The organism is Rhodothermales bacterium (assembly GCA_013002345.1).
In the GTDB taxonomy this organism is placed as follows: domain Bacteria; phylum Bacteroidota; class Rhodothermia; order Rhodothermales; family JABDKH01; genus JABDKH01.
On record JABDKH010000052.1, the window covers coordinates 1 to 22,188 of the forward strand.

The window sequence follows — 22,188 nt, forward strand, 5'->3', positions numbered from 1 at the left end:
AAGTGCGTTCTGGAGTAAGTACCATGAAGTTTAAGATCGCCTCAGCTCAAATGAAGTTGACCATGCTCAGCATGGTTGTAGTTGCGCTGTCGGCCGGCCTTCCGCAGCTTGCCGGTGCACAGGATCGACCGCCCCAGCGGCAGATTCGCGCCTACATTCCACCGGATCAACTCGTTTCGTTCCTTCCATCAACTCCTTTTGACCGATTCCTGGAGTTTGTCGATCCGATTTTCCAGCGGGTAACCGGCAAGCAGGTCGTTGATCCGGAAGGTCGTTCGAACCCTATCGGGGTCTCCATTGCGAGCATGCACTTTCTGGATGCATTCGAACTCGTTCTCCAGTTCAACGGTCTGATCTATCGTGAGACGGATCGCTTCTTCATCGTGGAGCAGGCTCCTGTAGGTGAAGTCGGAGCCGTGGGGGCAGGGACACCCGCCCTCCAGGGTCGCGGCGAGCTTCTTCCTGCGAACAAGAACACCCGCGAGATTCAGATCAACGCTGTCCTCTTCGAGCTCAACCACTCGAAAGTGCGTGACACGGGTTTGAACTGGAGCGTCTTCGTAGGCAGTCGCGGTGGCAGCGGCCAGGGTGGCTCAGGTGGATCCAGTGGCGGTGGACAGCAGAGTGGTTCGCGCGTCGAGTTCTTCCTGAAGACGGAAGACATTTTTGACGGCGTCGATGACATTATCCGTGCCCCGGAAGAGATCGCGTTCTCCGACCTCAAGCAGTTCCTGCAGTTTGCAGAGACCGAAGGAGTCGGTGAGACGATCGCACAGCCCCAGGTCACCGTGCAGAGCGGAGAGAAGGGAACGATCCAGATCGGTTCCGATGTGCCTGTACAGGTTCGCGATTTTGCAGGCAACACGGTCACACAGTTCTTCTCGACGGGCATCATCATCGATGTGACTCCGACTCTCATCAAGGAGGCGGTTGCGGATACGGCCGGCTCTCCGATGCTCGAGTTCGTCCATCTGGATGTGAAGGTGGAGAAGTCCGGTAGCCGTCCGTCTCTTGCGGGACTGATCATTGACCGGAACACGGCCAATACTCAGGTCCTTTTGCTTGACGGCGAGCAGACCGTAATCGGTGGTCTCTACTCAACTGAGGAGACCCGTTCCCGGGCCGGTGTGCCGTTCCTGAAGGATCTGCCGCCGTGGTTCTTCGGACTGCGTTATCTCTTCGGAAAGACACAGCGCTCGACCAACCAGAAGGAACTTCTGATCGTATTGCAGGCCGAACTAGTCGATCCGCTGGATACACGTTCGCGCCGTCGCGGACAGGTCGACTTGCTCGAGCAGACGCGTCGCAAGAAGGAAGAGATGCTCCAGCGCTTCAATCGAAACGTAGGTGCAAGTACGCAGCAGCCAACACGATTCAGAGAAGTGGATCAGTAGCTCGACCACACTACCTCGGAAGAAAGGGGGCGGCCTTCGGTCGCTCCCTTTTTTTGTGCCTGTCGCGGATGTTTTCACGGCTTCGATGCGGAGTGATTCCGACCATTCTGCCTTTACCGACTGGTGGTTGATATCTTGTCATTCCGCATCACATCAAGCTTGATCCTCGAAAGTGATTTTTCGTTCATGGCACCCGGTTCTGGTAGCGGTCCTGCCGCTACTGTTGTTGTCGTTCGCGGCATGCTCCGCGCTGACGGTGCCGGATGCGCGGCCGGTGTCAACCCCCGGCAGCCCCGCCTGGAGCGAGCATACGATGGCGGAAGATCTCTCCTTCCTGAACAGTGAGGCCGTTCGGGGCCGGGCAGACATGTCCGTGGGGTACAATGTTGCCGCGGCCTACGTTGCACGACGGCTTCGTGAGTATCGCCTTCAGCCGGCACTCGAGAGCGGCTTCCGTATCATACACAGCTCACCTCGAAACGTCGTGTCCGGTGCGCGTCTGCGTTTCGAGGGTTCCGACAGCCTGGACTTCATCACGGGTCTTGACGTGCTGCCGGACGGGCGGTCGGCGGCATTTGACGGCGTGATACGTTCGCTGTGGCTCAACGACGCGGAGGGGGCATCCCGTGAGTCCGGTTCAGCGCTGCTCTGGATTGGCGATGTCACACCCGAAATCGAGGCGACGCTGCGCTCCTCGAGTATTGATCTGATAATCTTCCAGAGTCGGCTGGAGCCCAGACCCTCGAGCAAGCAGTGGGAAGGCCATGGAATGCTCCATGTCACGCCCCGAGTCGTACGGACGCTGCTGCGGGGAAGCCTACCGGATCCCGACGCTCCGACGCGCCACCTGTTGAGTCGATCCGTTCGCGTTGAAATCGTGTCTGCCTGGAGCAGAATGGCCGCAGGAATCAACATCGTCGGTTACGTCCCCGGCAAGCACCCGGAGCTTTCGTCCGAGGCGGTCATCCTCTGTACATCTCTGGATGCAGTCGGGAGCTTCGCCGGCGTGCCGGCGCTCGATGTCGGAAACATCGGCGTGGAGGTTGTCGCTTCGCTGGAAGTCGTTCGGCAACTCAGTCAGTTCTCGCGTTACGCCGGAATTCCGGAGAGGACCCTCATCGTGGCATTCGTGTCGGGGGGAACGGTAGATGCCTCAGGACTAAGAGCACTTCTGGCGGCGCCTCTCTGGTATGGACAGAAAATCCGGTCGCTCGTGTATGCCGGCAAAAGCGTCGTCGGCGAATTGCCAACTCAGAAGGCCGATGGCGGACACGTTCCCATTTTTCCGGTTCTTTCCCGTCGCCCGCCAGGCCTCCCGGACACCGTGATCCTGCGTCCGTCTGATCCTCGTTTGCCGCCCGGCCGACGTCAGATCAAACCGTCGGTGTCGGCCGGTGCCTACATGGACGTGGCTGTCGAGACGGCAGCCGAACTGGCGTCGCGGCTCTACATCAACCTCGCCAGCGAACTGATGGCGGAGGAGGCGGACCTGACTCAGCGGCGTCTGCTGCCGGACTGAACGGTGAAGTGCCGCGACGAGAACCGGCAAGAGTAAGTGCCTATCGAAGCACAAGTCCAAGGGAGAACTCGAGCCCGGTGTTATGCAACGGCGCCTCGGCCAGGTCGCGAACATCCTTTCTGCCGAACGTGGCCCTGGTGGCCGCGACAAGCCTTTCTCCCATGACGTCGATCTCAAGTCCAGCCCCGACCACGAACCCGTAATCCGTCGAGACAATGGAATCGTCGGAGTCACGCAACTTTGCGCCTCCGCTAGCCAGTTGCCACTCGATGGTCGAGTCGAGTTTTCGAGCAACGAAAGGTCCGAGAAACACCTTCGGGTGAACGGCTCCCCGCGTCTCGAAGCGGTATGCCAGCAGTACCGGGAACTCCAGGTATGAAATCGTAGACTTTACGTTGAGTGCTCCAGGAGAGCCATCAACAAAAGCTTCGTCGCTCTTGCCGCCTTTTGCCACGTATCGTACCTCCGGCTGAAGCAGGAATCCGTTACCGAAGTCCAGTCCGACCGATATGCCCGCACCGAAGGACCCTCGAAAGCCGAAATCCGTATTTGCTTTACCGCTGAAGGTTGCGGCAGCCAATCCGACGTGTATTCCGGGCTCGATTGTCTGTCCGGCCGCTCGCGCCGGAGGAAACAGAACCAGAATCAATGTGGTCGCGAGACAGGCCAGGTACCATCGCATGAAAACGCCTCGTGAGTATGATATTACCTGAAACCAGTAAAGATGCCGCTGTCGTCCGAGTCATACACTTCTAAGGATATCGTGCTTGCCGCGGAAGAAGCAATCGAACCTGCTTGGTCGGTTTTAAATCGTCTCTGGTTCGTTCTTGGTTACCTGTGGGCGGTGCTGATGACTGTCTTCTTCGCGTTTGCGTATGGAATTGCGCAGGTCGTGACCAGGAATCAGGATGTTTTCGGCTTCTGGGCAGGCTGGTGGGGTCGGTCCCTTCTGCTCGGATTCGGCGTTCGGGTAAAAACAGAGTGGCGCACGACACTCGACCTGGAGCAATCGTACGTTTTTGCCGCAAACCACCAGAATCTGCTTGATATAGCCATCCTGGCGAGTATTCTGCCGCTGCCCTTCGGTTTTGTGGCGAAGGCGGAGCTTGAGCCGATCCCTTTTCTTGGAACTGCTTTGAGGATGTCCCCCTCCGTATTCGTCGGCGGATCGGATACCCGTCGTTCTCATGAGAGCCTGAAGCGCGCAGGGCGCCAGATTCGAGAGGGGCGCTCCGTAATCATTTTTCCGGAAGGACTTCGTACTTACGGGCCCATATTGCATCCCCTCAAGAAGAGTGCGTTCTCGCTCGCAGCGGAGGCGGCAGTGCCGATGGTGCCGATCACAATCGTTGATGCATATCGGCTCATGAACGAGACCAGAGTCGCGTCACGGCCTGGTCGGGTCCGTATCGTTGTCCATCCGCCTGTAGACGTGGCGGGAAAGACGCGAGCCGAACTCACGCCGTTTATAGAGACGGTCAGTGCGACCATCGCATCTGAGCTGCCGGCATGAGACGGCGTATCAGCAGCACCGGACGGCGTCGCCCGTCTGAAATCTCAGACGACGGGGCCTTATCTTGAGCCCCCATCGAAACCGATCCAACTGTGAAAGTTTCCCTCGAGCAAGTCCGACACATAGCTTCTCTGGCGCGACTCGAGTTCTCGCTGGATGAAGAACAGGAAATGGCGCTTCAGCTTACAAGGATTCTGGACTACGTGGAAAAGCTCGAAGAACTCGACGTGTCGGACGTCGAGCCGATGTCGCACGTATTAGATCTCTACAATGTGGTCAGGCCGGACGTGGCGACGACGCGAATCACGCGCCCCGTCGCCCTGTCAAATGCGCCGGACGCGGACTCGGAGTTCTTTCGTGTTCCCAAAGTGATCGACTGATGTCGGTCTTCCCAACAAAAGCGGACAGGCAGCAAGGATGAGTCGGCGAAAGAACCGCCCGAGTCGGGAACGAAAAGTGCAAGTTGAAACTCCGCCGTCGGGCTGGGACCGGCTTTCCGGGCGAGCTCAGCATGCCCTGTGCCTTGGGTTCCTCGTGCTCGTCTCACTGTCGTTCTTTTCATCGCTGCATTTTGGTGGGAAGTCCCTTGCGGGCTCTGACACGGTCAACTGGCGCGCCACCGCCAACTCGGTAATCGAGTACGAGGAGGCCACCGGCGAAGCAGCGCTCTGGGCAACCAACGTGTTCGGAGGGATGCCGGCCTACATGATCCGCTATGTTGCCGCGGTTCCTCAGCTCGATACCCTGATCGGGTTTGTCCGAAGGGTCATGTGGCCAAGCTCGCATTTCATCGTGCTGCTCGCCGGGATGTACTTGCTCGTATTCTTCCTGACGCGCAATCGCCTTGCCGGGGTGCTGACGGCCGTTGCGTTCGGACTCACGACGTATTTGCCAATTCTCCTGGCTACGGGCCACAATTCGAAATTCGTTTCGTTGTGCTTCGCTCCGTGGCTCCTTCTGGCGTTTGCGTTCGCACTCCGGCGACCGGGTGTTCTCGCTTCCGCGTTGTTCGCCGTGGCGTTGGCCGTCAACCTCCGAGCGGGTCATTTTCAGATTACGTATTACGTGCTATTTGTGGTCTTGATCTGGTGGGTAGCCGAGGGAGTCGCGGCCTACAGAAGCGGCCAGCTGTCACGGTTCGGGCGGGTGTCGGCATCTCTCGTCTTGGGCGGCGTATTTGCCGGCCTCATGGTTGCCCAGCCCTACCTCGCGCAATTCGAATACAAGGCATACACGATCCGCGGCTCGGCTCCGGGTGGTGCGGCCGGAGGCCTCTCGTGGGACTACGCGATGGGATGGAGCCAGGGTGTGGCGGAATTGCTCACGCTGGCCGTTGCCGACGCCTTCGGCGGTTCTGAATTGTACTGGGGACCAAAGACGTTTACGGGTGGGCCACATTACTTGACGGCAATCGTACTCTTTCTGGCGGCCGTAGCCGTAGTGCGTCGCCGCGAAGCGTGGGTGCGATCGCTGGGTGTGGCTGCGGTGATCATGATCTTGTTCTCGCTCGGATCCAATCTTGCCATTCTGAACCGGGCGATGTTCAATTTCTTTCCCCTGTTCTCCGCGTTTCGCGTCCCGGAGACGTGGCTTGCGGCGGTCGCGCTTGTTGTCGCCGTTCTGGCCGGAGCGGGAGTCGACTCCATCGTCCGCGATCCGCTCAAGGCGGTAACCGTGCGGTCACCCATTGCGATCGGTTATCTGGCGCTGATCGGCGGTCTGTTGGTTCTGGGGCTGGCCGGCGATGCCGTCCTCAGTTTCGAGAGACCCGGCGAACGTTCAATCATCGCGCAGCAGATCGCTCGATCGAATAACGTGTCCGAAAGTGATCCGCGCGTCGCCCAGGCGGCCGAACAGGTGATGGACGAGGCCCGCACCGGACGTCAGGAGAAACTGGCGACGGACGCCTGGCGCTCTTTCATCTTCTTGCTCGTGGCCGGTGGCCTTTATCTGCTCTTCAGAAATGGCCGGTTCGGTGCGCCCGTCTTGCAGATTGCAGTCACGTTACTCGTCCTGATCGATCTGTGGACCGTCGATCGTCGCTATTTCAATTCGGATCGAATGACAGGAAGCTCCGACGTTGTGGAGTCGATACCGGAGTTCGCGTTTGATCGTTACATCAAACAGAGGGCCGATGCGTCGTCCGACCGGTTTCGCGTGCTTTCCCTCGAGGGCGCGCCGACGCAGACTGCACGCCCGTCTTATTTCTACGAATCGCTGAGCGGCTACCACGGGGCCAAGCTCCGTCTGTATCAGGATTTCCTGGAGAACATCCTTGTCACGCCGGAGGGCAGGCTGAACGTTGCGGCACTTCGGATGATGAACACCCGGTTTGTGGTCTCCCGCAGTCCGATCGGTGCTTCCGCCGCAGTGTTCGAAGATGAACAGACCGGGTTTTCGGTTTACGAGTTAAGCGATGCGTTGCCGCGAGCGTATTTCGTTGACTCGCTAGCCGTTACGCCGCTGTCGGATGACGTCTGGAGCGCATTGAATGCTCCAGATTTCGAACCGGCGAGTGTTGCGTTGGTAGAGGAGACGCTGGACATACCGGCGAGTGGCCGGGACTCCGCCGATGTCCCCACAGCCGTGGTCGAATCGTATGGCCCGCGCAGGATCGCCGTCCGTGTCAACACACAACGAAAGCGACTGCTTGTGCTCAGCGAGGTCTACTACCCGGCGGGCTGGAAAGCCACGATTGACGGGGACCCGACGCACATCCATCGCGTGAACTACCTATTGCGTGGTGTCACGGTCCCGCCCGGCGATCACGAAGTCCTTTTCGCTTTCGAGCCGGCCAGCCATCGAATCGGAATCTGGATATCGGCGGCTTCGACACTCGTGACGTACGGGCTGCTTCTGATTCTGGGCTGGATTCACATTCGACGACGGCCTGCTGATGTTGGTGAGGATACGGCCGGGGAGTCGCCTTCGTGAAGCGGTTGCTTTTTATCAGCTACTATTTTCCTCCGTCGGGAGGACCGGGTGTTCAGCGGACCCTCAAGTTTGCGAAATACCTGCCGGAGAATGGCTGGGCACCCACGGTACTTACGGTAGATCCGCGGTACGCATCGTACCCCGACCTGGACGACACGCTCGCGGCAGACGTACCTGGTTCCCTGGTCGTGCTCAAGACGCGCTCGTGGGATCCGTACGCGTCATATGCCCGACTGCTCGGACGTCCGAAGGATGACACGGTGGGTGTGGCCTTCGTCAGGGAGGAGTCGGCCGGGCTTCGCCAGCGAGCGGGGCTCTGGATTCGTGCCAATCTGTTCACGCCGGACGCTCGATACGGTTGGGTTCCGTTTGCGCGCCGGGAAGCAAACATGCTTCATCGTACGGATCCGTTCGATGCGGTGCTGACGACGGGTCCGCCGCACTCGACCCATCTCGTGGGTCGCTCACTGGCGCGCAAGTGGGGTGTGCCCTGGGTAGCGGATATGCGGGATCCGTGGACCGGCATCTACTACTATCCGCAACTGCCGATGACCCGGCTGGCGGCCGCTCGCGACCAGCGCTTCGAGAGATCCGTTCTGACGGAGGCGGACGCAGTCACCGTCGTGAGTCGCAGCATGGTGACGAACCTGAGCAAGCGCGTAAGCCGCGAATACACGTATCTGCCGAACGGCTTTGATCCGGACGACTTTCGGGACGTGCCGGCTCAGGCAAACAAGCGATTTGTCATTCGGCATATCGGCACGCTTTCACGCACACAGAACCCGAAGAGTGTCTGGCGCCAGCTTCAGCTACTTGTATCGAAGAGCCCCGGGGACGTGGCGGTCGAGTTGATTGGCCATGTTGATGCCGAGATCCTCATGTCGATTCGCGAGCACGGACTGGATAACACCGTGCGAATACTGCCGTACGTGGATCATGATCGTGCCGTCGCACTCATGCAAGACTCATCCCTGTTGCTTCTCGTAATCCCCGACGGTGCGTCTTCGCACGAAATCGTCACCGGCAAGTTGTTCGAATACCTGGCGTCAGGTCGGCCGACACTTGCGATCGGCCCGCCGGACGGGGACGCCGGAGCGATTCTTAGCGACTGCAGCGGAGGCCGCATGTTTGCTCACGGCGATTCGAAGGGCGTGCATGCATACCTCGCCGAGCAGTATGGTGCGTTCAGTCGGGGAGAGCCGAATACCGGAGCGGACCCAGCGGGAATTCAGCTGTATGCCCGTCCTGCGCAGGCGTCGGCGCTGGCGAAGTTGTTGCACCGCGTCTCGACGGGAGGCACGATTGAATAGAATCTGCACAGTCGTCGGCGCCCGACCACAATTCGTCAAGGCATCAGTCGTCAGTCCCGCGCTCGCCGAAGCTGGAATATCCGAGGACGTGGTGCACACGGGGCAGCATTACGACGTGGCTTTGAGCGCGATTTTTTTCGAGGAGATGGGAATCTCCGAGCCGATCGTGAATCTTGGCGCAGGTTCGGGAACGCATGCTCGCCAGACGGGCGATATCATGGTGCGGCTTGAGGCGTATCTCATCAATGCAAAGCCGTACGACGCGCTTCTGGTCTACGGAGATACGAACAGCACACTCGCTGCCGCCCTGGTTGCCGCGAAACTCCACGTGCCGATCGTGCATGTGGAGGCGGGCCTCCGGTCTTTCAATCGCCAGATGCCGGAAGAAATCAACCGGATCGCGACCGACCGGTTGGCGTCAATGCTGTTCTGCCCGTCGCGTACGGCAGTGGAGAACCTGGCGAACGAAGGAATTGTCGACGGAGTCGTTAACACGGGCGACGTGATGTACGATGCGCTGTTGAGATTTCGTCCAGTGGCGCTGACGAATCATCCAATCTCCGATGTGATCCCGTTTCGAAAGGGTGAGTACTATCTTGCCACTGTTCATCGAGCGGAGAACACAAACGACCGCGAACGCCTCGCACAAATCCTCACCGTCTTTGATAACGTGAACCAGCCGGTCGTCTGGCCGGTACATCCACGGGCGGCTGTGCTCATGAAGCAATACGAATTAGCCCTGGGCGCTAACATCCTGCCGATTGATCCGTGCGGATATCTTGCTGTGTTGTCGCTGCTTGATGGTGCTTCGGCGGTGCTCACAGACTCCGGCGGCCTGCAGAAGGAGGCGTTCTGGTCGCGCACGCCGTGTGTCACGCTTCGCAATGAAACCGAGTGGGTGGAGACGCTGGAAGGTGGTTGGAACGTATTGGCGGGCAATGACTTAAGTACTGTGTATGAAGCCCTCGCCACCGCGCCCTTGACGGAACCGGACTCACCGTACGGTGATGGGAAGGCGGCACAATATGTTGCCGAGGCGGTTCGCGATCGACTCATACGCGACCGGGATCCACATGAGTGAACCATACAGACCTCGACCAACCCGTGCTCTGGAGAATCGCTACTCGCGAACACTGGCATTTCTTCTCGAGACTGCCGTCCCTCCGGGACAGGTTCTTGATCTGGGCGCACCCAATCCGTTGGCCGACCGGGTTGCCGGACAAGGGTTCGTCGTCCACCATACAGATAAAGATCTGGATCTGCACCCGCATTCGGTCAAGGGGCACGAGGTCGATTTTGTGACGGCCTTCGAAATTCTCGAGCACCTCGTGGCTCCGTACAACGTACTGCGTGCACTGCCGGCCGACCGCCTTTTTGCGACCGTGCCGCTGCGCCTCTGGTTCGCGTCGGCCTATCGAAACCCGACGGACGAGTGGGACAGGCACTACCACGAGTTTGAGGATTGGCAGTTCGACTGGCTCCTCCAGAAGGCGGGCTGGACCGTGGTGCGACGCCAGAAGTGGACGAGTCCCACGGGACAACTGGGCTTTCGACCGCTGCTGAGGCGCTTTGCGAACCGGTACTACGCGGTCGAGGCTGTTCGCGACCACACGACTTCCGGTCTCGATGAGAAGTGACGCCAAACAGATATTGATGGTGCTCGACCACTCATTTCCGGAGGACGTCCGGGTTGAGAACGAGGCGCGCACGCTCATTGAGGCCGGCTTTGCCGTGAGTCTTCTTGCGATCGGTCCGGACGTGCGTCCAGAAATGGAGGACTATCGTGGCATTCAGATATTCCGTGACAAACTTCCCGCGGCCGTGCGAAACAAGCTGCGCGGTCTCGCGGGAACGATTCCGGCGTATTCACTCTATCTCGAGCACAGGATCCGTGGCCTGAATCGAACGCATCCTTTTGACGCGATCCACGTGCATGATCTGTACCTGTTCGGAGGTGCGCTGAGGGCGGCCAGAAAGCTGCAGCTGCCAGTCGTCGGGGACTTGCACGAGAACTGGGTTGAAGCGCTGCGCGGCTATGAATGGAGCAACCGGTTTCCCGCCCGGTTCCTGATCAGCTATCGGAAATGGGAACGACTGGAGAAGAAATGGACGCAGGAGGTGGATCGTCTCGTCGTTGTAATCGAGGAAGCGGCAGAGCGGAATGTCGAGAACGGAGTGGCCGAGGATCGACTGGTGCTGGTGCCGAATACACTGGACATAGATCACTTCGAGTCATTGGGTGCCGGTGCACGGTATGATCGCAGTGAAGATGGTCTGATCCACCTGGCCTATGCCGGTGGCATTGATCGTCATCGCGGACTGCGGACCGTCGTGGACGCGATGCCGGCGATCATCAAGGCCAACCCTACGGTCAGACTTCAGTTGGCGGGCGATGGGAGAACGCGGAACGCACTGGAGGCCCGATGTGGCGAGCTCGGCCTGGGAGACCACGTGACGTTTCATGGGTGGCAACCCCTCGAGAAAGTCAAAAGCCTGATCGAATCCGCTGACATATGTCTTATTCCGCACCTCCGGACCCCGCATACGGATGCGACCATTCCTCACAAGCTCTTTCAGTACATGTACTGCAGCCGTCCGGTCTTAACTTCAGACTGCCGGCCACTCGCCCGGATCGTGAGGGAGACTGGATGTGGGAGTGTATTCGAAGCCGGAAACCCGGCGTCCCTGGCCGCGAAGGCCATCGATCTTCTGGCGCGGCCGGATGACTGGTCCGCGATGGGGAAGGAGGGCCGTGAGGCGGTGATTCGCAAGTACAACTGGAAGACCACGTCACGCGCACTGGTTGACGCGTACGAGGCTTTGTTTTCTTCCAGCGCGCTGCCCGCCACGATGAGTCGGAGGGATAACGTGTGAGCCATCGAGCAGGCAGCGAAGTCGACAGTCCGGCACGCCGTGTCGTGCGTCAGAGCGGCATCTATTCGATCGGAAATGTTGCCGTCAAGGCGGCAGGTCTGCTGTTGGCTCCGATTCTGCTGAATCCGACGTATCTGTCCCTGTCGGAGTATGGCTATCTAGCGCTCCTTCTCGTGACCGCCCAGCTGTGCATCCTCACGTTCGGTATTGGTATCTCGACCGGGCTTCTTCGATTCCATTCCGATCCGGCGTACGAGGGCAGCCGGTCGCAACTGCCGTTTACCGCACTCGTGGCCTCGGCGGTGCTGGCGATTGCATTCGCGTCGGTTGTGTACCTGCTGTGGGGGGACTGGCTTGGACGATTCCTGCTCGACTCGGAGTCGTCTCGTTCGTTGATAGGCTGGATCCTCGTTTATGCGACGCTGAAGGTGATTGGCAGCGTATCGTTTATGCACCTCCGGGTCACGGATCGGCCGGGACAATACGCGGTGCTGATTGTCGGTGAAATGCTGGTTCTCTTTGGAGCCGCCTATCTGTTCATGGTGGAGCGTGGACTGGGGCTGCGGGGCGCCGTCCTGGCGTACGTTGTGGCCGGGGCGTTCTCCGCCACATCATCGGCGCTGATGATGCTTCCGCGGATCAGCCTCCGCCTGGACCCGTCCGTCGTTCGGCCTCTCGTCCGGTTCGGTGCGCCACTTGTCGTGGCGAGTCTGTCGGCCTGGCTGCTCAACGTCGGCGACCGGTACATGCTGAAATGGCTCAGTGAAACAGCGACGGTTGGGCTGTATGATTTCGGATCGCGTGTCGGCGGCATCGTGAATCTCGTATTTGTGCAGAGTTTTCAGCTGGCGTTCGCCGTGATCGGCCTCCGGCAATTCGACGAGGGTCGATTCGATATGCACCGTGCGGCTCTGCGGCACTATGCCGTGTGGACGGGTTGGTTCGTTCTTGCACTGTCGATCCTGGCCGACGATGCCATGCTTATTCTGGTTCAGTCGCTAGGTGTGGACCGGTTCTACCTCGGTATCGACCAGGTGGTGTTGCCGGTGGCGGCTGGGTTCTGGTTTTACGGCATGTACCACGTGGCTGTCAACGTGCTGTATGGCCTGAACCGTACGCGCATGATTGCCCGCTACGTGCTCGGCGCCGCGATCTTCAATCTGGTGCTCAACCTGATACTGATTCCCCGGTTCGGAGCACTCGGAGCAGCGCTCGCAACGACCATTTCGTTTGCGGCACTGGCATTCTGGACGCTGCGGGTGTCCGAACGGCTCAGTTCCATCGATTTTGATATCCGAATCATTGCTGCGGTAGCGATTTCTGTGATCGTGCTCTGGGCGGCCAGTGCTCAGTTAGATTCGGCATCTGTTGTTATTCGTCTCTCCGTCCGCCTGCTCCTTATCGGCATGTACTTCCCGCTGATTCTGCTCACGCGCGCGTTCCGAATGGAGGACTTCGCGCGCGGACTGCGATTCCTGCGCCCGGGTGGTCGTATGGATGGTACGTGAGTTGCTCCCGCTCTGGTTGACAATCGCAAAACCCCCGTCTATATTCGACGATGTAGCACGCGGGAGCACGCCCTTAGCGGGCTCTGCGGCCAGTCGAGTTTCCCTGAAAAGCGCTGACTGGTTCTTCACTCAAATCGATCCCTCTTCAAATGGCAGAAGATTACGGAATCGCCCTCGGAATGGTAGAAACCCGCGGCCTGGTTGGAGCCATCGAGGCGGCTGACGCTATGGTCAAGGCTGCGCGTGTTCGACTGGTGGGCAAGGAGAAGATTGGGGGCGGCTATGTGACCGTGATGGTCCGCGGTGACGTGGGCGCGGTCAAAGCCGCAACCGACGCAGGGGCGGCGGCAGCCGAACGAGTCGGCGAGCTGATTTCCGTACACGTCATTCCACGGCCCCACTCAGATGTCGAGTTGATCCTGCCGACGCGGGCGGATTGACCTCGACCTGGGCAACGCGTGGCACGGCGCAACGAACCCGGGTTCATGACATGAATCCGGGAGAAGGCGTCGGGCGAACACAAGTCTACGGTCGTCAGTGAATGCTAGACTACGCAGACAAAGCACTTGGTATGGTCGAGACCCGTGGTCTCATTGCGGCTATCGAAGCCGCGGACGCGATGGTCAAGGCAGCAGAAGTGACCATACTCGGGATCGAGCAAACCGTCGCGGCGCTGATGACAGTCCATGCCGTTGGTGAGACTGCGGCCGTCCAGGCGGCGGTCGATGCCGGAGCAGCCGCTGCATCGCGAGTCGGCGACCTGGTCTCCGCCCACGTCATCCCGCGCCCTGCTGAAGAAACGTATTCCGTTGTTGACAGCGAGTCGTTCTTGACGCCGGCGAGGCCGAAAGGTGGCGCCGCTCGCAAATCCGCCGCTCGCACAGTCCGTTCGCAACGAGCCTCACCTCGGCCCGCTGCAGCCGATACGCAAGATCTGGAGTCCCTTACAGTGCGCGAGCTGCGCCAACTTGCGCGGCAGACAAGCGGATTCCCGATTCATGGCCGAGAGATAGCCAGAGCAAACAAGAAACAGCTTCTCGACGCGTTCAGGAGCCTTGGCTGAACCGTCCATTCCGAACAAAAGGTCGTCACCGGCATTCCTCTGATACGGTTAGACCCACAACCAACGGACGATCGGAAAGAGCGTGCCCAACTCCGACGATAGCACCTCAGGCCCAGTGTTCTGGGGGCGATTGCGTTCAATTGTCGAACGCAACCCAAAGCATCAGGGCTACGATCAATTCTCGACAAGTCATCGCGGGATTGCCATAGCCGTCAGCGTTCTGGTGTCGGCTCTGCTCTGGTTCGTATTCTCGATGCAGAAGAACTACAGTCTGGTCGTGGATCTGCCCGCGGTCGTCGTAAATCTTCCGACCGACCGGGCACTTACGCAGGTTCCGCCCCAAACCGTCCGCGTTCAGGTGCAGGGGGAAGGTCTGTCATTGTTTCGACTCTACTATAATCGTCCCGCATATCCGTTGGACGCCTCGCAAGGGGTCGTGGATCTGGAGTCGACTCCGCCGGAACTGCCAAAGAACCTTCGCATCGAGACCGTTTCGCCACGGACGTTCGCGGCGCGAACCGAAGAGCGAATTACGAGAAAGATTCCGGTGCTGCTATTATTCGACGTGACCACCCCGGAGACGCACAGCCTGCTCGCTCCTCCACGCGCTGTGCCCGATTCTGTTCGTGTCTCGGGTGCAAGATCCATCGTCGAGAATCTGACCGAGTGGCCAACCGAGGTTTTTCGCGCTCCAGATCTGACAGACTCTGTTGCCGCATCTGTCTCACTGGTTGATTCCCTCAGTCAACTTTTGGATCGAGAGCTTGACCGGACGACGGCGATTGCCGTGTCGCGGGAGTTCACGGGCGCAACGCGTGAAGTGGAGGTCATCATCGAAGGCGCCCCATCGAATGAGAAGATTGTGACGCTGGAACCGTCGCACCTCACGGTGCGATATCGTGTTTTGCTGTCGGAATTCAGGGAGTCCCAGCGCGCTCCGGATTTCTTTGCGACGGTCCAATATGATGAGATCCGGGCGGATACGACGGGAAGAGTGAAACCCCATCTGCATCCCCCAGCGAATCTCACGCTGCGCGACGTGCAATGGTCGCCGACGTCGCTGCGCTACTTCAACTACCTCGTAAACAACTAGCACGCCCGGGACCCGACGAGTTCCTCTCTGGGCGGCGAGCCTCCCATGGTCTACCTGGCGCTCGCCGTCGTCTGCAGCCTCGCCATCGGTGTGATCTTCAAGCTCGCACGGCGCGTCGGCATAGACCGGCTCGGGTTGCTTACAGTAAACTATTTCGTGGCGATGCTGTTGGCACTCGGCATCGGCCCCGACGTCGCTCTCGACGGTCGTGCGTCCGACATATCCCTGCTGATTACGGTAGGACTCGTGAACGGCGTGCTGTTCGTTGTGGGCTTCGGACTGTACGCCGCAGCGATTGATCGGGTGGGTCTCGCGCTGTCGGCGGCCACCATGAGGATTGCGGTACTTATTCCGTTCGTTGCTTCCTGGGTGATCTGGAACGAGTTGCCGACGACGCTGCAACTTCCCGGCATGGTCGTGGCCGTCGGCGCGTTTGGCCTGATGGCACTTCCGCCGGCAGATCCAAATCGCCGTACAGTAGCGAAGCATCCAGCCGCTATGCTGGCGCTTCTCTTCTTTGTTGCCGGTATCACCGACACAACACTGAAGGTCTATGACGAACATCTTGCCGATTTTGCAAGCCGGTCCACATACCTTTTCGTGGCCTTTGCAGGTGCCTTCGTCTCCGGAGTCTGCTATTTGATAGGCAGTCGTCGAAGGCTGTTGTCCGCCCTTTCAATTCGCACGCTTGCGGGCGGACTGGCACTCGGTCTCTTGAATTACGGTTCCGTGGAGTTCTTTCTCCAGGCGCTCGCGGAACTGCCCGGGACGCTAGTCTTCCCGGTGAATCATGTCGCAGTCCTGGTCGGAGGTACGTTGTTGGGAGTGTTGATCTGGAAGGAGATGCTTTCCCGTTCGAACTGGCTCGGGCTCGCGCTCGCCTGCCTGGCCCTCGTGCTCCTCACATGGTGAGCTGTTCAAGGGCGACACGTCGCGCTCGAACTTTCAATAAAAACTGAAACCACAGTTCTACGGGGTCGTTAACTCGATTTGCGTAGGACGAGTGCAGCCGAGAGCCATGTTTGGGAAGGTCGAAAGAAAAGAGGCCGAGTTCGTGGATACCGGGCGGTTCATGGTAACCGGCCACGGCACGATGTTCCGATCGACGGAGCATTCGCTCGAAGAGTATGCGCCGGGATTGATGGAACGAGTGCCTCTGGCTCGATTGCTGGGAGATTCTGACCTATGGTTACGCTTGCCGATGGATCTGTCGTTGTGGATCCTGCCCTTCGGGTTGGTACAGGGTGGGCCGTGGCTGGGCGCCACCGCAATGGTTTCCGTCTTCATCGCGACGGCCGTGCTTTCGCCGTCCGGAGTCAGCCTGCATGCGTTGCCCGTCGTCCGCATACTCGACAGTGTATTGATTCAGGCAATCTATTTCATTGCGATGCTGAGCTTTCTGGCGCAGAGCGGACGTTTTGCGGAATTGTGGGTGGGCGTCGGGGGTTTTGTGGTGCTTCGGTGGTCTCTTCTGTCCCGGTTAACGAGCCCAATCGTGGAGCGAGCAGCCCGGCGCCTGTATGGCATGGCGGTACCCGACCAGGTGCTCCGGGCGGTGATCATCAAATATGCATTGCGCTTTGGGATATCCCCTTCGGCAGTGCGCGACATTGAGAACGATGTGCGATCAATTACAGGCGGCAAGTAGTCGGAGGCAGGAGATCACGTCATATGGATGATCGGCAAACACTTGTTTCCGGATCGGACGTCCGAAGCAAACTGAGTCTGGAACTTGAGCGAAGAGCGAGGCCGCGCGATCGCGTGGGGCAGGAGGCTTTCCGTCGCGTCATCTTGAGGATTCCGCGTGTGGATCCGTTGCACTGGTTGGCAGCTCAATCCAGTACGGACCGGTTCTACTGGTCCGGTCGCTCAGAGACTGATGCCGTAGCGGGAATCGGCCGGGTTGTTGCCGTGGAAGGAGAGTCGTCCGTCGACTATCTGTCGATGCGGAGAGATGTAGGAGACATTCTTGACAGAGCTCCGGCGGGCGTTCGCCTTTTTGGCGGCGTCAGATTTGGGAAGAGGACGACTCCTGACAGCGATTGGGAAGCTTTCCCCTCCTATCGACTGGTCCTTCCTCGATTTGAACTTCGGACGCTGGACGATTCCAGCCTGCTAATCTGCAATATCCACGCAGATGAGTCGGCCCTCGGAACGGCGTTGCAGTCCGAAATCGATGCGCTTTCAGTACCCGCAGATTCTTTGCCGGGTCTGCCGCAAACGCTGTCGCGCCGGGACGAGCCGGAGCATCGTGACTGGGTGCGAGATATCGAGTGGGCGCTGGAGGCCTTCTCAAGCACGACGCTGGCAAAGGTCGTGCTGGCCAGAAAGGCCAGGTTCGAATTCGACGCCAACCTGGATCCATTTGCGCTGATGGTTCAGCTGCTTGGAGCGACGCCTAACTGTTACCATTTCTTATTCTCCCACGGCGACGGTACGTTTCTTGGCGCGTCTCCCGAGCGTCTCTTTCGTCAGGACGGGCGACGCATTCAGAGCGAGGCGATTGCCGGAACAGGTGCCAGAGGCATCACCGACGGCGACGATGATGCACTGGGCAACGAGTTGCTTCACAGCGAGAAAGACCAGCGGGAGCACGAGTACGTGCGACAGAGCGTCAAAGAGGCGCTGACTGATCTGACGCGCATGCTGCACGTGGACACGACCGCCACAGACATGAAACTCGCGGTCGGACGACATCTCCTGTCCCGCGTTGAGGGCGTGCTGAAGCCGGGGGTCGACGCTTTCGATCTGCTGCGATCGCTGCATCCGACCCCTGCAGTGGGCGGATATCCGTACCAGGAGGCTATCGATGTGATCGAACACCTGGAGCCCTTCGACAGGGGGTGGTACGCGGGGCCGGTGGGCTGGATCGGACGGGATTCGGCAGAATTCGCCGTTGGCATCCGCTCCGGACGGATCGTACGAAACCGACTCGACCTTTTTTCAGGAGCCGGGATCGTCTGTGGATCTGACCCCGAATTGGAGTGGCACGAAGTGGAACAGAAGATCGGAGACTTCCTTCGCGTGCTGTCGCCGTGATAGTCGATGCCGTAAACATCAACCAGTTCGTGTGCGAGCTGCTGGTCGACGAATTGGTGCGACTGGGAGTGCGGACGTACTTCGTGTCACCGGGCTCACGGTCGTCACCGCTGGTCGTCGCTGCCGGGCAGCATCCGGAGACCCGTTGCATCGTTCATTTTGATGAGCGGGGGAGTGCGTTTTCGACGCTGGGCTTCGGCCGCACGACGGGCGCACCGGCGGCCTGGATAACAACATCGGGTACCGCCGTTGCAAACGGCCTTCCTGCCGTGGTGGAGGCCTCGGCCGATGGAGTTCCAATGCTCCTGCTCACTGCTGATCGTCCGCCCGAGCTTCGCAAGACCGGGGCAAATCAAACGATCGATCAGCCCGATATATTTTCGGATTTCGTTAGCTGGAAGTTTGATCTGCCGGTGTCGGACCGGGGTGTCGATCCGCTCTCCATTCTTACCGCTGTCGATCAAGCTTTCCATCGGGCTACGGCCGATCGGGGGCCGGTTCATCTGAACTGTATGTTCAGGGAGCCCCTGGCGCCCGCCACCGATCCCACCTTTGTTGTTCCCGTTGTTCCGGCGCTTCGACGCTGGCTGGATTCAACCCGCCCGTATACGACGTACGCTGCGGTCGAGCGCGGCATCTCCGAGCCATTTCTGGGTTCAATCCTCGACCTGCTGCAGCAAGATGCGGAAGGGCTGGTGGTGGCTGGCCGGTTGGGTTCGGCCGAGGAAGGTGAACTTGTTCGTTCGCTTGCGAACCAACTGGGTTGGGCGCTGCTTCCCGATGTGTTGTCGTTTGTTCGTAATTCAGACTTCACGTCGGCGCTCGCGTATTATGATCTCCTGCTCGCCGCGGCCGCGTGCTATGAGAATCTCCGAGCACGCACCGTTCTTCATTTTGGTGGAAGGGCAACATCAAAGCGTCTATACGAGCACTTTGCCAGTCATCCCCCAGAGAACTTCGTGCTGGTCTCACCGACCCGAAACCGCATCGATCCGATCCACAGAGTGACGCATCGGATTGAAGCCGACGTGGCGACGGCCTGTCGTCAGATTTCGAGTCGGCTCGAGATTACAGTCGGCGACGGGAAGCGTAGCGCTGACGTGCCGACCCACGACACCCGGAAGCTCCTGTGCACGGATCGCGTACTTGATGATCACCTGGCGACCACAGCAGACGTTTCGGAGCCGTGGATCGCACGATACCTTTCACGGCATCTTGCGACTGATCATGAGCTCTTCCTGGGCTCCAGTATGCCAATTCGGGACATGGATTCGTTCGCTGCGCCGTCCGATCGATTACCCGCCCGGGCAAACCGAGGCGGCAGCGGCATCGATGGTACCATCGCGTCTGCGGTCGGTGTGGCGCTTGGTCGGAAAGGACCCGTCACCGTCCTGCTCGGAGACCTTGCGTTGCTGCACGATCTGAATTCGCTCAGCCTCGTCCGATCGTGCGAGCACCCGGTAGTTGTCATCGTCATCAATAATGATGGCGGCGGCATCTTTTCCTTCTTACCCATCGCAGGTTATCCTTCGGTGTTCGAGCCGTACTTCGGCACGCCGCATGGGCTTCATTTTGAGTCCGCCGGTGCCATGTTCGGACTGTACTATCGATTCGCCGACACTAAGGATACCGTGGCCGCGGCCTACAAGGAACTGTGCGAATCGGGTGCGGGGGGAATCATTGAGATTCGCACGAAACGTGATAGCAACCTGTTGCTTCATAACAAGTTAGTTGATTCCGTCAGGGCCGAATGCGCCGCAAGTGTCGGGTCCGATACGCAGGTTCATATGCCTGAATAGAACGGGCATGATGTATCGTCGCCCGGCCGGCTCCGCCCTGTTGTTTCCACACACGTAGACATGAATGAGTAATGGCACTTGTAGACTGGCAAGACGCAGGCAGCTTTACGGATATCAAGTATCACAAAGCTGAAGGAATTGCCAAGATCACAATCAATCGACCCGAAGTTCGCAACGCATTCAGGCCGCTGACAGTGACTGAAATGCGACGGGCTCTGAACGACGCGCGAGACGATCACACGATCGGAGTCATCGTTCTGACGGGTGAGGGTCCCGAAGCATTCTGCTCGGGCGGGGACCAGCGAATTCGAGGCGATGCCGGATATGCAGAGGACGACACAGGCGTCATGCGATTGAATGTGCTCGATTTGCAGCGCGAAATCCGATCCTGCCCGAAGCCTGTCATCGCCATGGTGGCCGGTTGGGCCGTCGGCGGCGGTCACGTCCTGCACGTGTTCTGCGACCTCACCATCGCTGCTGACAACGCACGTTTCATGCAGACCGGTCCGAAGGTCGGCTCCTTCGACGGAGGCTTCGGAGCAAGCTATCTCGCTCGAATTGTTGGTCAGAAGAAGGCGCGAGAAATCTGGTTTTTGTGCCGGCCGTACGACGCGCAGCAGGCGCTTGAAATGGGTCTCGTCAACACCGTCGTTCCGCTCGATCGACTGGAGGACGAGACGGTGCAGTGGTGTCGCGAGATTCTCGCTAATTCGCAGATGGCCATCAGGTGTCTGAAGGCCGGGCTCAACGCGGATTGCGACGGGCAGGTGGGCCTCCAGGAGCTGGCGGGCAATGCGACGATGTTGTTCTACATGAGCGAAGAAGGTAAGGAAGGCAAGAACGCGTTCCTGGAGAAGCGCAAGCCGGATTTCGGCAAATTCCCGTATCGACCGTAGCGCGGCATGGCTTCAGTCTCAACGTGGATTCTAGCGAGTCGGCCCAAAACCCTGTTCGCCACCGTCGCACCCGTCCTCGTCGGAACGGCGATGGCTGTAGAGGCCGGGGGGGTGCACATATTGTCGGCCACGTTATGCCTTCTGGCCGCTGTTCTCATCCAGATCGGCACCAACTTTCACAACGACGTTGCCGACTTCGAGAAAGGCGTCGATACGGCAAACCGGAGTGGTCCTCTTCGTGCCACGGCCGCCGGGCTCGTGACCGTGTCACAAATGAAACGAGCGACGATCTTCGCATTCACCCTGGCGGTGCTGTCGGGAGGCTACCTCATGTGGCGCGGCGGGTGGCCGATCGTCGTCATCGGCGCATTGTCGATCTTGTTCGGATTCCTCTACACGGCAGGTCGGTTTTCTCTGTCTTCCCTCGGCGTGGCCGACGTGTTTGTGTTCGTCTTCTTCGGTCCCGTGGCCGTTGCCGGGACCTACTACGTTCAGGTGCTCGCGATGTCACCGGCCGTTCTCCTGGCCGGTGTCGCGCCGGGGTTGCTTTCGGTCGCCATCCTGCTTGTCAACAACATTCGCGACGTTGAAGAGGATCGTGAGGCGGGAAAGAACACGCTCGTCGTCCGAGTCGGAAGGGTATGGGGGACACATCTTTATCTGATGTGCATCGTAGTGGCTGCCGGCGTGCCGATCGCTTTGACTCTGTGGCAGCCCGCCAAGAGCCTGGTGTTGATCGCTGTGCTCGCCATCCCGGTCCTCGTTCCGGCATGGCGGAAGCTGCGTGCGAGCAAGGAAGGGCACGTACTCAATCCGATTCTGGCACGAACGGCACAGGTGCTGATGCTTTACAGTATTCTCTTTTCGATCGGTTGGAGTCTGTAGCTTCATGTAGTGACTTAATTGGGTTCCGACCTGATGACCGTAGTCGATGCACACCTCTGGAGATTCAGCACGCCCCTGGTAAAGCCGGTGGCGATTCGTCCGGGCGTCTCTGTCAGTGAACGTGTGACGCTGCTCCTGGCCCTCACGGACACTGATGGTAGGACGGGTTGGGGAGAGGCAGCGCCGCTCGAAAGCTTCAGCACTGAATCGCTCGATGACGTGGAGGCCGCCGCAAGATCGCTGGTACGAAGTGTGCGACGCCATCACGAAACGAGTTCGATCGACGACGTTCCGGCGGCACTCCACCGCCTCGCAGCCGGGTTGCCGTCTCTGGAGTTCGCTCTGGATACCGCCGTTGAGT

General features: G+C 59.3%; 21 protein-coding genes. 20 read left to right on the forward strand and 1 reads right to left on the reverse strand.

The window, feature by feature from the left end; genetic code table 11:
• Positions 1-50 precede the first annotated feature (50 nt).
• Both HKN37_02300 and HKN37_02305 read left to right on the forward strand, forming a co-directional pair.
• Positions 51-1,394 (forward strand): type II and III secretion system protein, encoded by a 1,344-nt coding sequence (locus tag HKN37_02300; protein ID NNE45472.1) that lies wholly within the window; start codon positions 51-53, stop codon positions 1,392-1,394.
• A 172-nt stretch (positions 1,395-1,566) separates the two neighbouring features.
• Complete coding sequence (locus HKN37_02305) at positions 1,567-2,913, forward strand: hypothetical protein (protein NNE45473.1); 1,347 nt, start codon at positions 1,567-1,569, stop codon at positions 2,911-2,913.
• Positions 2,914-2,953: 40 nt separating this feature from the next.
• Here the strand turns inward: HKN37_02305 and HKN37_02310 are convergent, their stop codons facing one another.
• A complete protein-coding gene (locus tag HKN37_02310; GenBank protein ID NNE45474.1) occupies positions 2,954-3,595 on the reverse strand; it encodes a PorT family protein in 642 nt (213 codons plus the stop codon).
• Positions 3,596-3,637: 42 nt separating this feature from the next.
• On the opposite strand from HKN37_02310, the gene HKN37_02315 reads away from it, so the two are divergent.
• The 18 genes from HKN37_02315 to HKN37_02400 form a co-directional block, all read left to right on the forward strand.
• Entirely contained in the window at positions 3,638-4,426 is a 789-nt protein-coding gene (locus HKN37_02315; protein NNE45475.1) for a 1-acyl-sn-glycerol-3-phosphate acyltransferase, read from the forward strand.
• Between the two features lie 92 nt (positions 4,427-4,518).
• Positions 4,519-4,806: an Asp-tRNA(Asn)/Glu-tRNA(Gln) amidotransferase subunit GatC gene (gene gatC, locus HKN37_02320; GenBank protein NNE45476.1), complete on the forward strand. Its 288-nt coding sequence runs from the start codon at positions 4,519-4,521 to the stop codon at positions 4,804-4,806.
• A 76-nt stretch (positions 4,807-4,882) separates the two neighbouring features.
• Complete coding sequence (locus tag HKN37_02325) at positions 4,883-7,360, forward strand: YfhO family protein (protein NNE45477.1); 2,478 nt, start codon at positions 4,883-4,885, stop codon at positions 7,358-7,360.
• The gene (locus tag HKN37_02330; GenBank protein ID NNE45478.1) at positions 7,357-8,670 is read left to right on the forward strand and encodes a glycosyltransferase family 4 protein; all 1,314 of its coding nucleotides are present in this window, start codon (positions 7,357-7,359) and stop codon (positions 8,668-8,670) included. Before HKN37_02325 ends, HKN37_02330 begins: the two co-directional genes overlap by 4 nt.
• Complete coding sequence (wecB, locus tag HKN37_02335) at positions 8,597-9,751, forward strand: UDP-N-acetylglucosamine 2-epimerase (non-hydrolyzing) (GenBank protein ID NNE45479.1); 1,155 nt, start codon at positions 8,597-8,599, stop codon at positions 9,749-9,751. Before HKN37_02330 ends, wecB begins: the two co-directional genes overlap by 74 nt.
• On the forward strand, positions 9,744-10,307 hold the full coding sequence (locus tag HKN37_02340) for a methyltransferase (protein NNE45480.1): 564 nt from the start codon (positions 9,744-9,746) through the stop codon (positions 10,305-10,307). Before wecB ends, HKN37_02340 begins: the two co-directional genes overlap by 8 nt.
• Positions 10,297-11,544 (forward strand): glycosyltransferase family 4 protein, encoded by a 1,248-nt coding sequence (locus HKN37_02345; protein ID NNE45481.1) that lies wholly within the window; start codon positions 10,297-10,299, stop codon positions 11,542-11,544. Before HKN37_02340 ends, HKN37_02345 begins: the two co-directional genes overlap by 11 nt.
• Positions 11,541-13,052, forward strand: a complete 1,512-nt coding sequence (locus HKN37_02350) for an oligosaccharide flippase family protein (protein ID NNE45482.1) — start codon at positions 11,541-11,543, stop codon at positions 13,050-13,052. Before HKN37_02345 ends, HKN37_02350 begins: the two co-directional genes overlap by 4 nt.
• Before the next feature lie 149 nt (positions 13,053-13,201).
• Positions 13,202-13,492 (forward strand): ethanolamine utilization microcompartment protein EutM, encoded by a 291-nt coding sequence (gene eutM, locus HKN37_02355; protein ID NNE45483.1) that lies wholly within the window; start codon positions 13,202-13,204, stop codon positions 13,490-13,492.
• A 101-nt stretch (positions 13,493-13,593) separates the two neighbouring features.
• Positions 13,594-14,115, forward strand: coding sequence for a BMC domain-containing protein (locus HKN37_02360; GenBank protein ID NNE45484.1), 522 nt, complete (start codon positions 13,594-13,596; stop codon positions 14,113-14,115).
• Between the two features lie 130 nt (positions 14,116-14,245).
• On the forward strand, positions 14,246-15,208 hold the full coding sequence (locus tag HKN37_02365) for a hypothetical protein (GenBank protein NNE45485.1): 963 nt from the start codon (positions 14,246-14,248) through the stop codon (positions 15,206-15,208).
• A gap of 45 nt (positions 15,209-15,253) precedes the next feature.
• Positions 15,254-16,120 carry a hypothetical protein gene (locus HKN37_02370; protein ID NNE45486.1) on the forward strand — a complete coding sequence of 289 codons (867 nt, stop codon included), beginning with the start codon at positions 15,254-15,256 and terminating at the stop codon, positions 16,118-16,120.
• A gap of 106 nt (positions 16,121-16,226) precedes the next feature.
• Positions 16,227-16,856, forward strand: a complete 630-nt coding sequence (locus HKN37_02375; protein NNE45487.1) for a hypothetical protein — start codon at positions 16,227-16,229, stop codon at positions 16,854-16,856.
• A gap of 23 nt (positions 16,857-16,879) precedes the next feature.
• Positions 16,880-18,247 (forward strand): isochorismate synthase, encoded by a 1,368-nt coding sequence (locus HKN37_02380; protein NNE45488.1) that lies wholly within the window; start codon positions 16,880-16,882, stop codon positions 18,245-18,247.
• On the forward strand, positions 18,193-20,046 hold the full coding sequence (locus HKN37_02385) for a 2-succinyl-5-enolpyruvyl-6-hydroxy-3-cyclohexene-1-carboxylic-acid synthase (GenBank protein ID NNE45489.1): 1,854 nt from the start codon (positions 18,193-18,195) through the stop codon (positions 20,044-20,046). Before HKN37_02380 ends, HKN37_02385 begins: the two co-directional genes overlap by 55 nt.
• Positions 20,047-20,117: 71 nt before the next feature.
• On the forward strand, positions 20,118-20,942 hold the full coding sequence (gene menB / locus HKN37_02390) for a 1,4-dihydroxy-2-naphthoyl-CoA synthase (protein ID NNE45490.1): 825 nt from the start codon (positions 20,118-20,120) through the stop codon (positions 20,940-20,942).
• Between the two features lie 6 nt (positions 20,943-20,948).
• Positions 20,949-21,827 carry a 1,4-dihydroxy-2-naphthoate polyprenyltransferase gene (locus HKN37_02395; GenBank protein ID NNE45491.1) on the forward strand — a complete coding sequence of 293 codons (879 nt, stop codon included), beginning with the start codon at positions 20,949-20,951 and terminating at the stop codon, positions 21,825-21,827.
• A 33-nt stretch (positions 21,828-21,860) separates the two neighbouring features.
• Positions 21,861-22,188, forward strand: a 328-nt coding sequence (locus HKN37_02400) for a hypothetical protein (GenBank protein NNE45492.1), incomplete at its 3' end; no start/stop codon positions are given.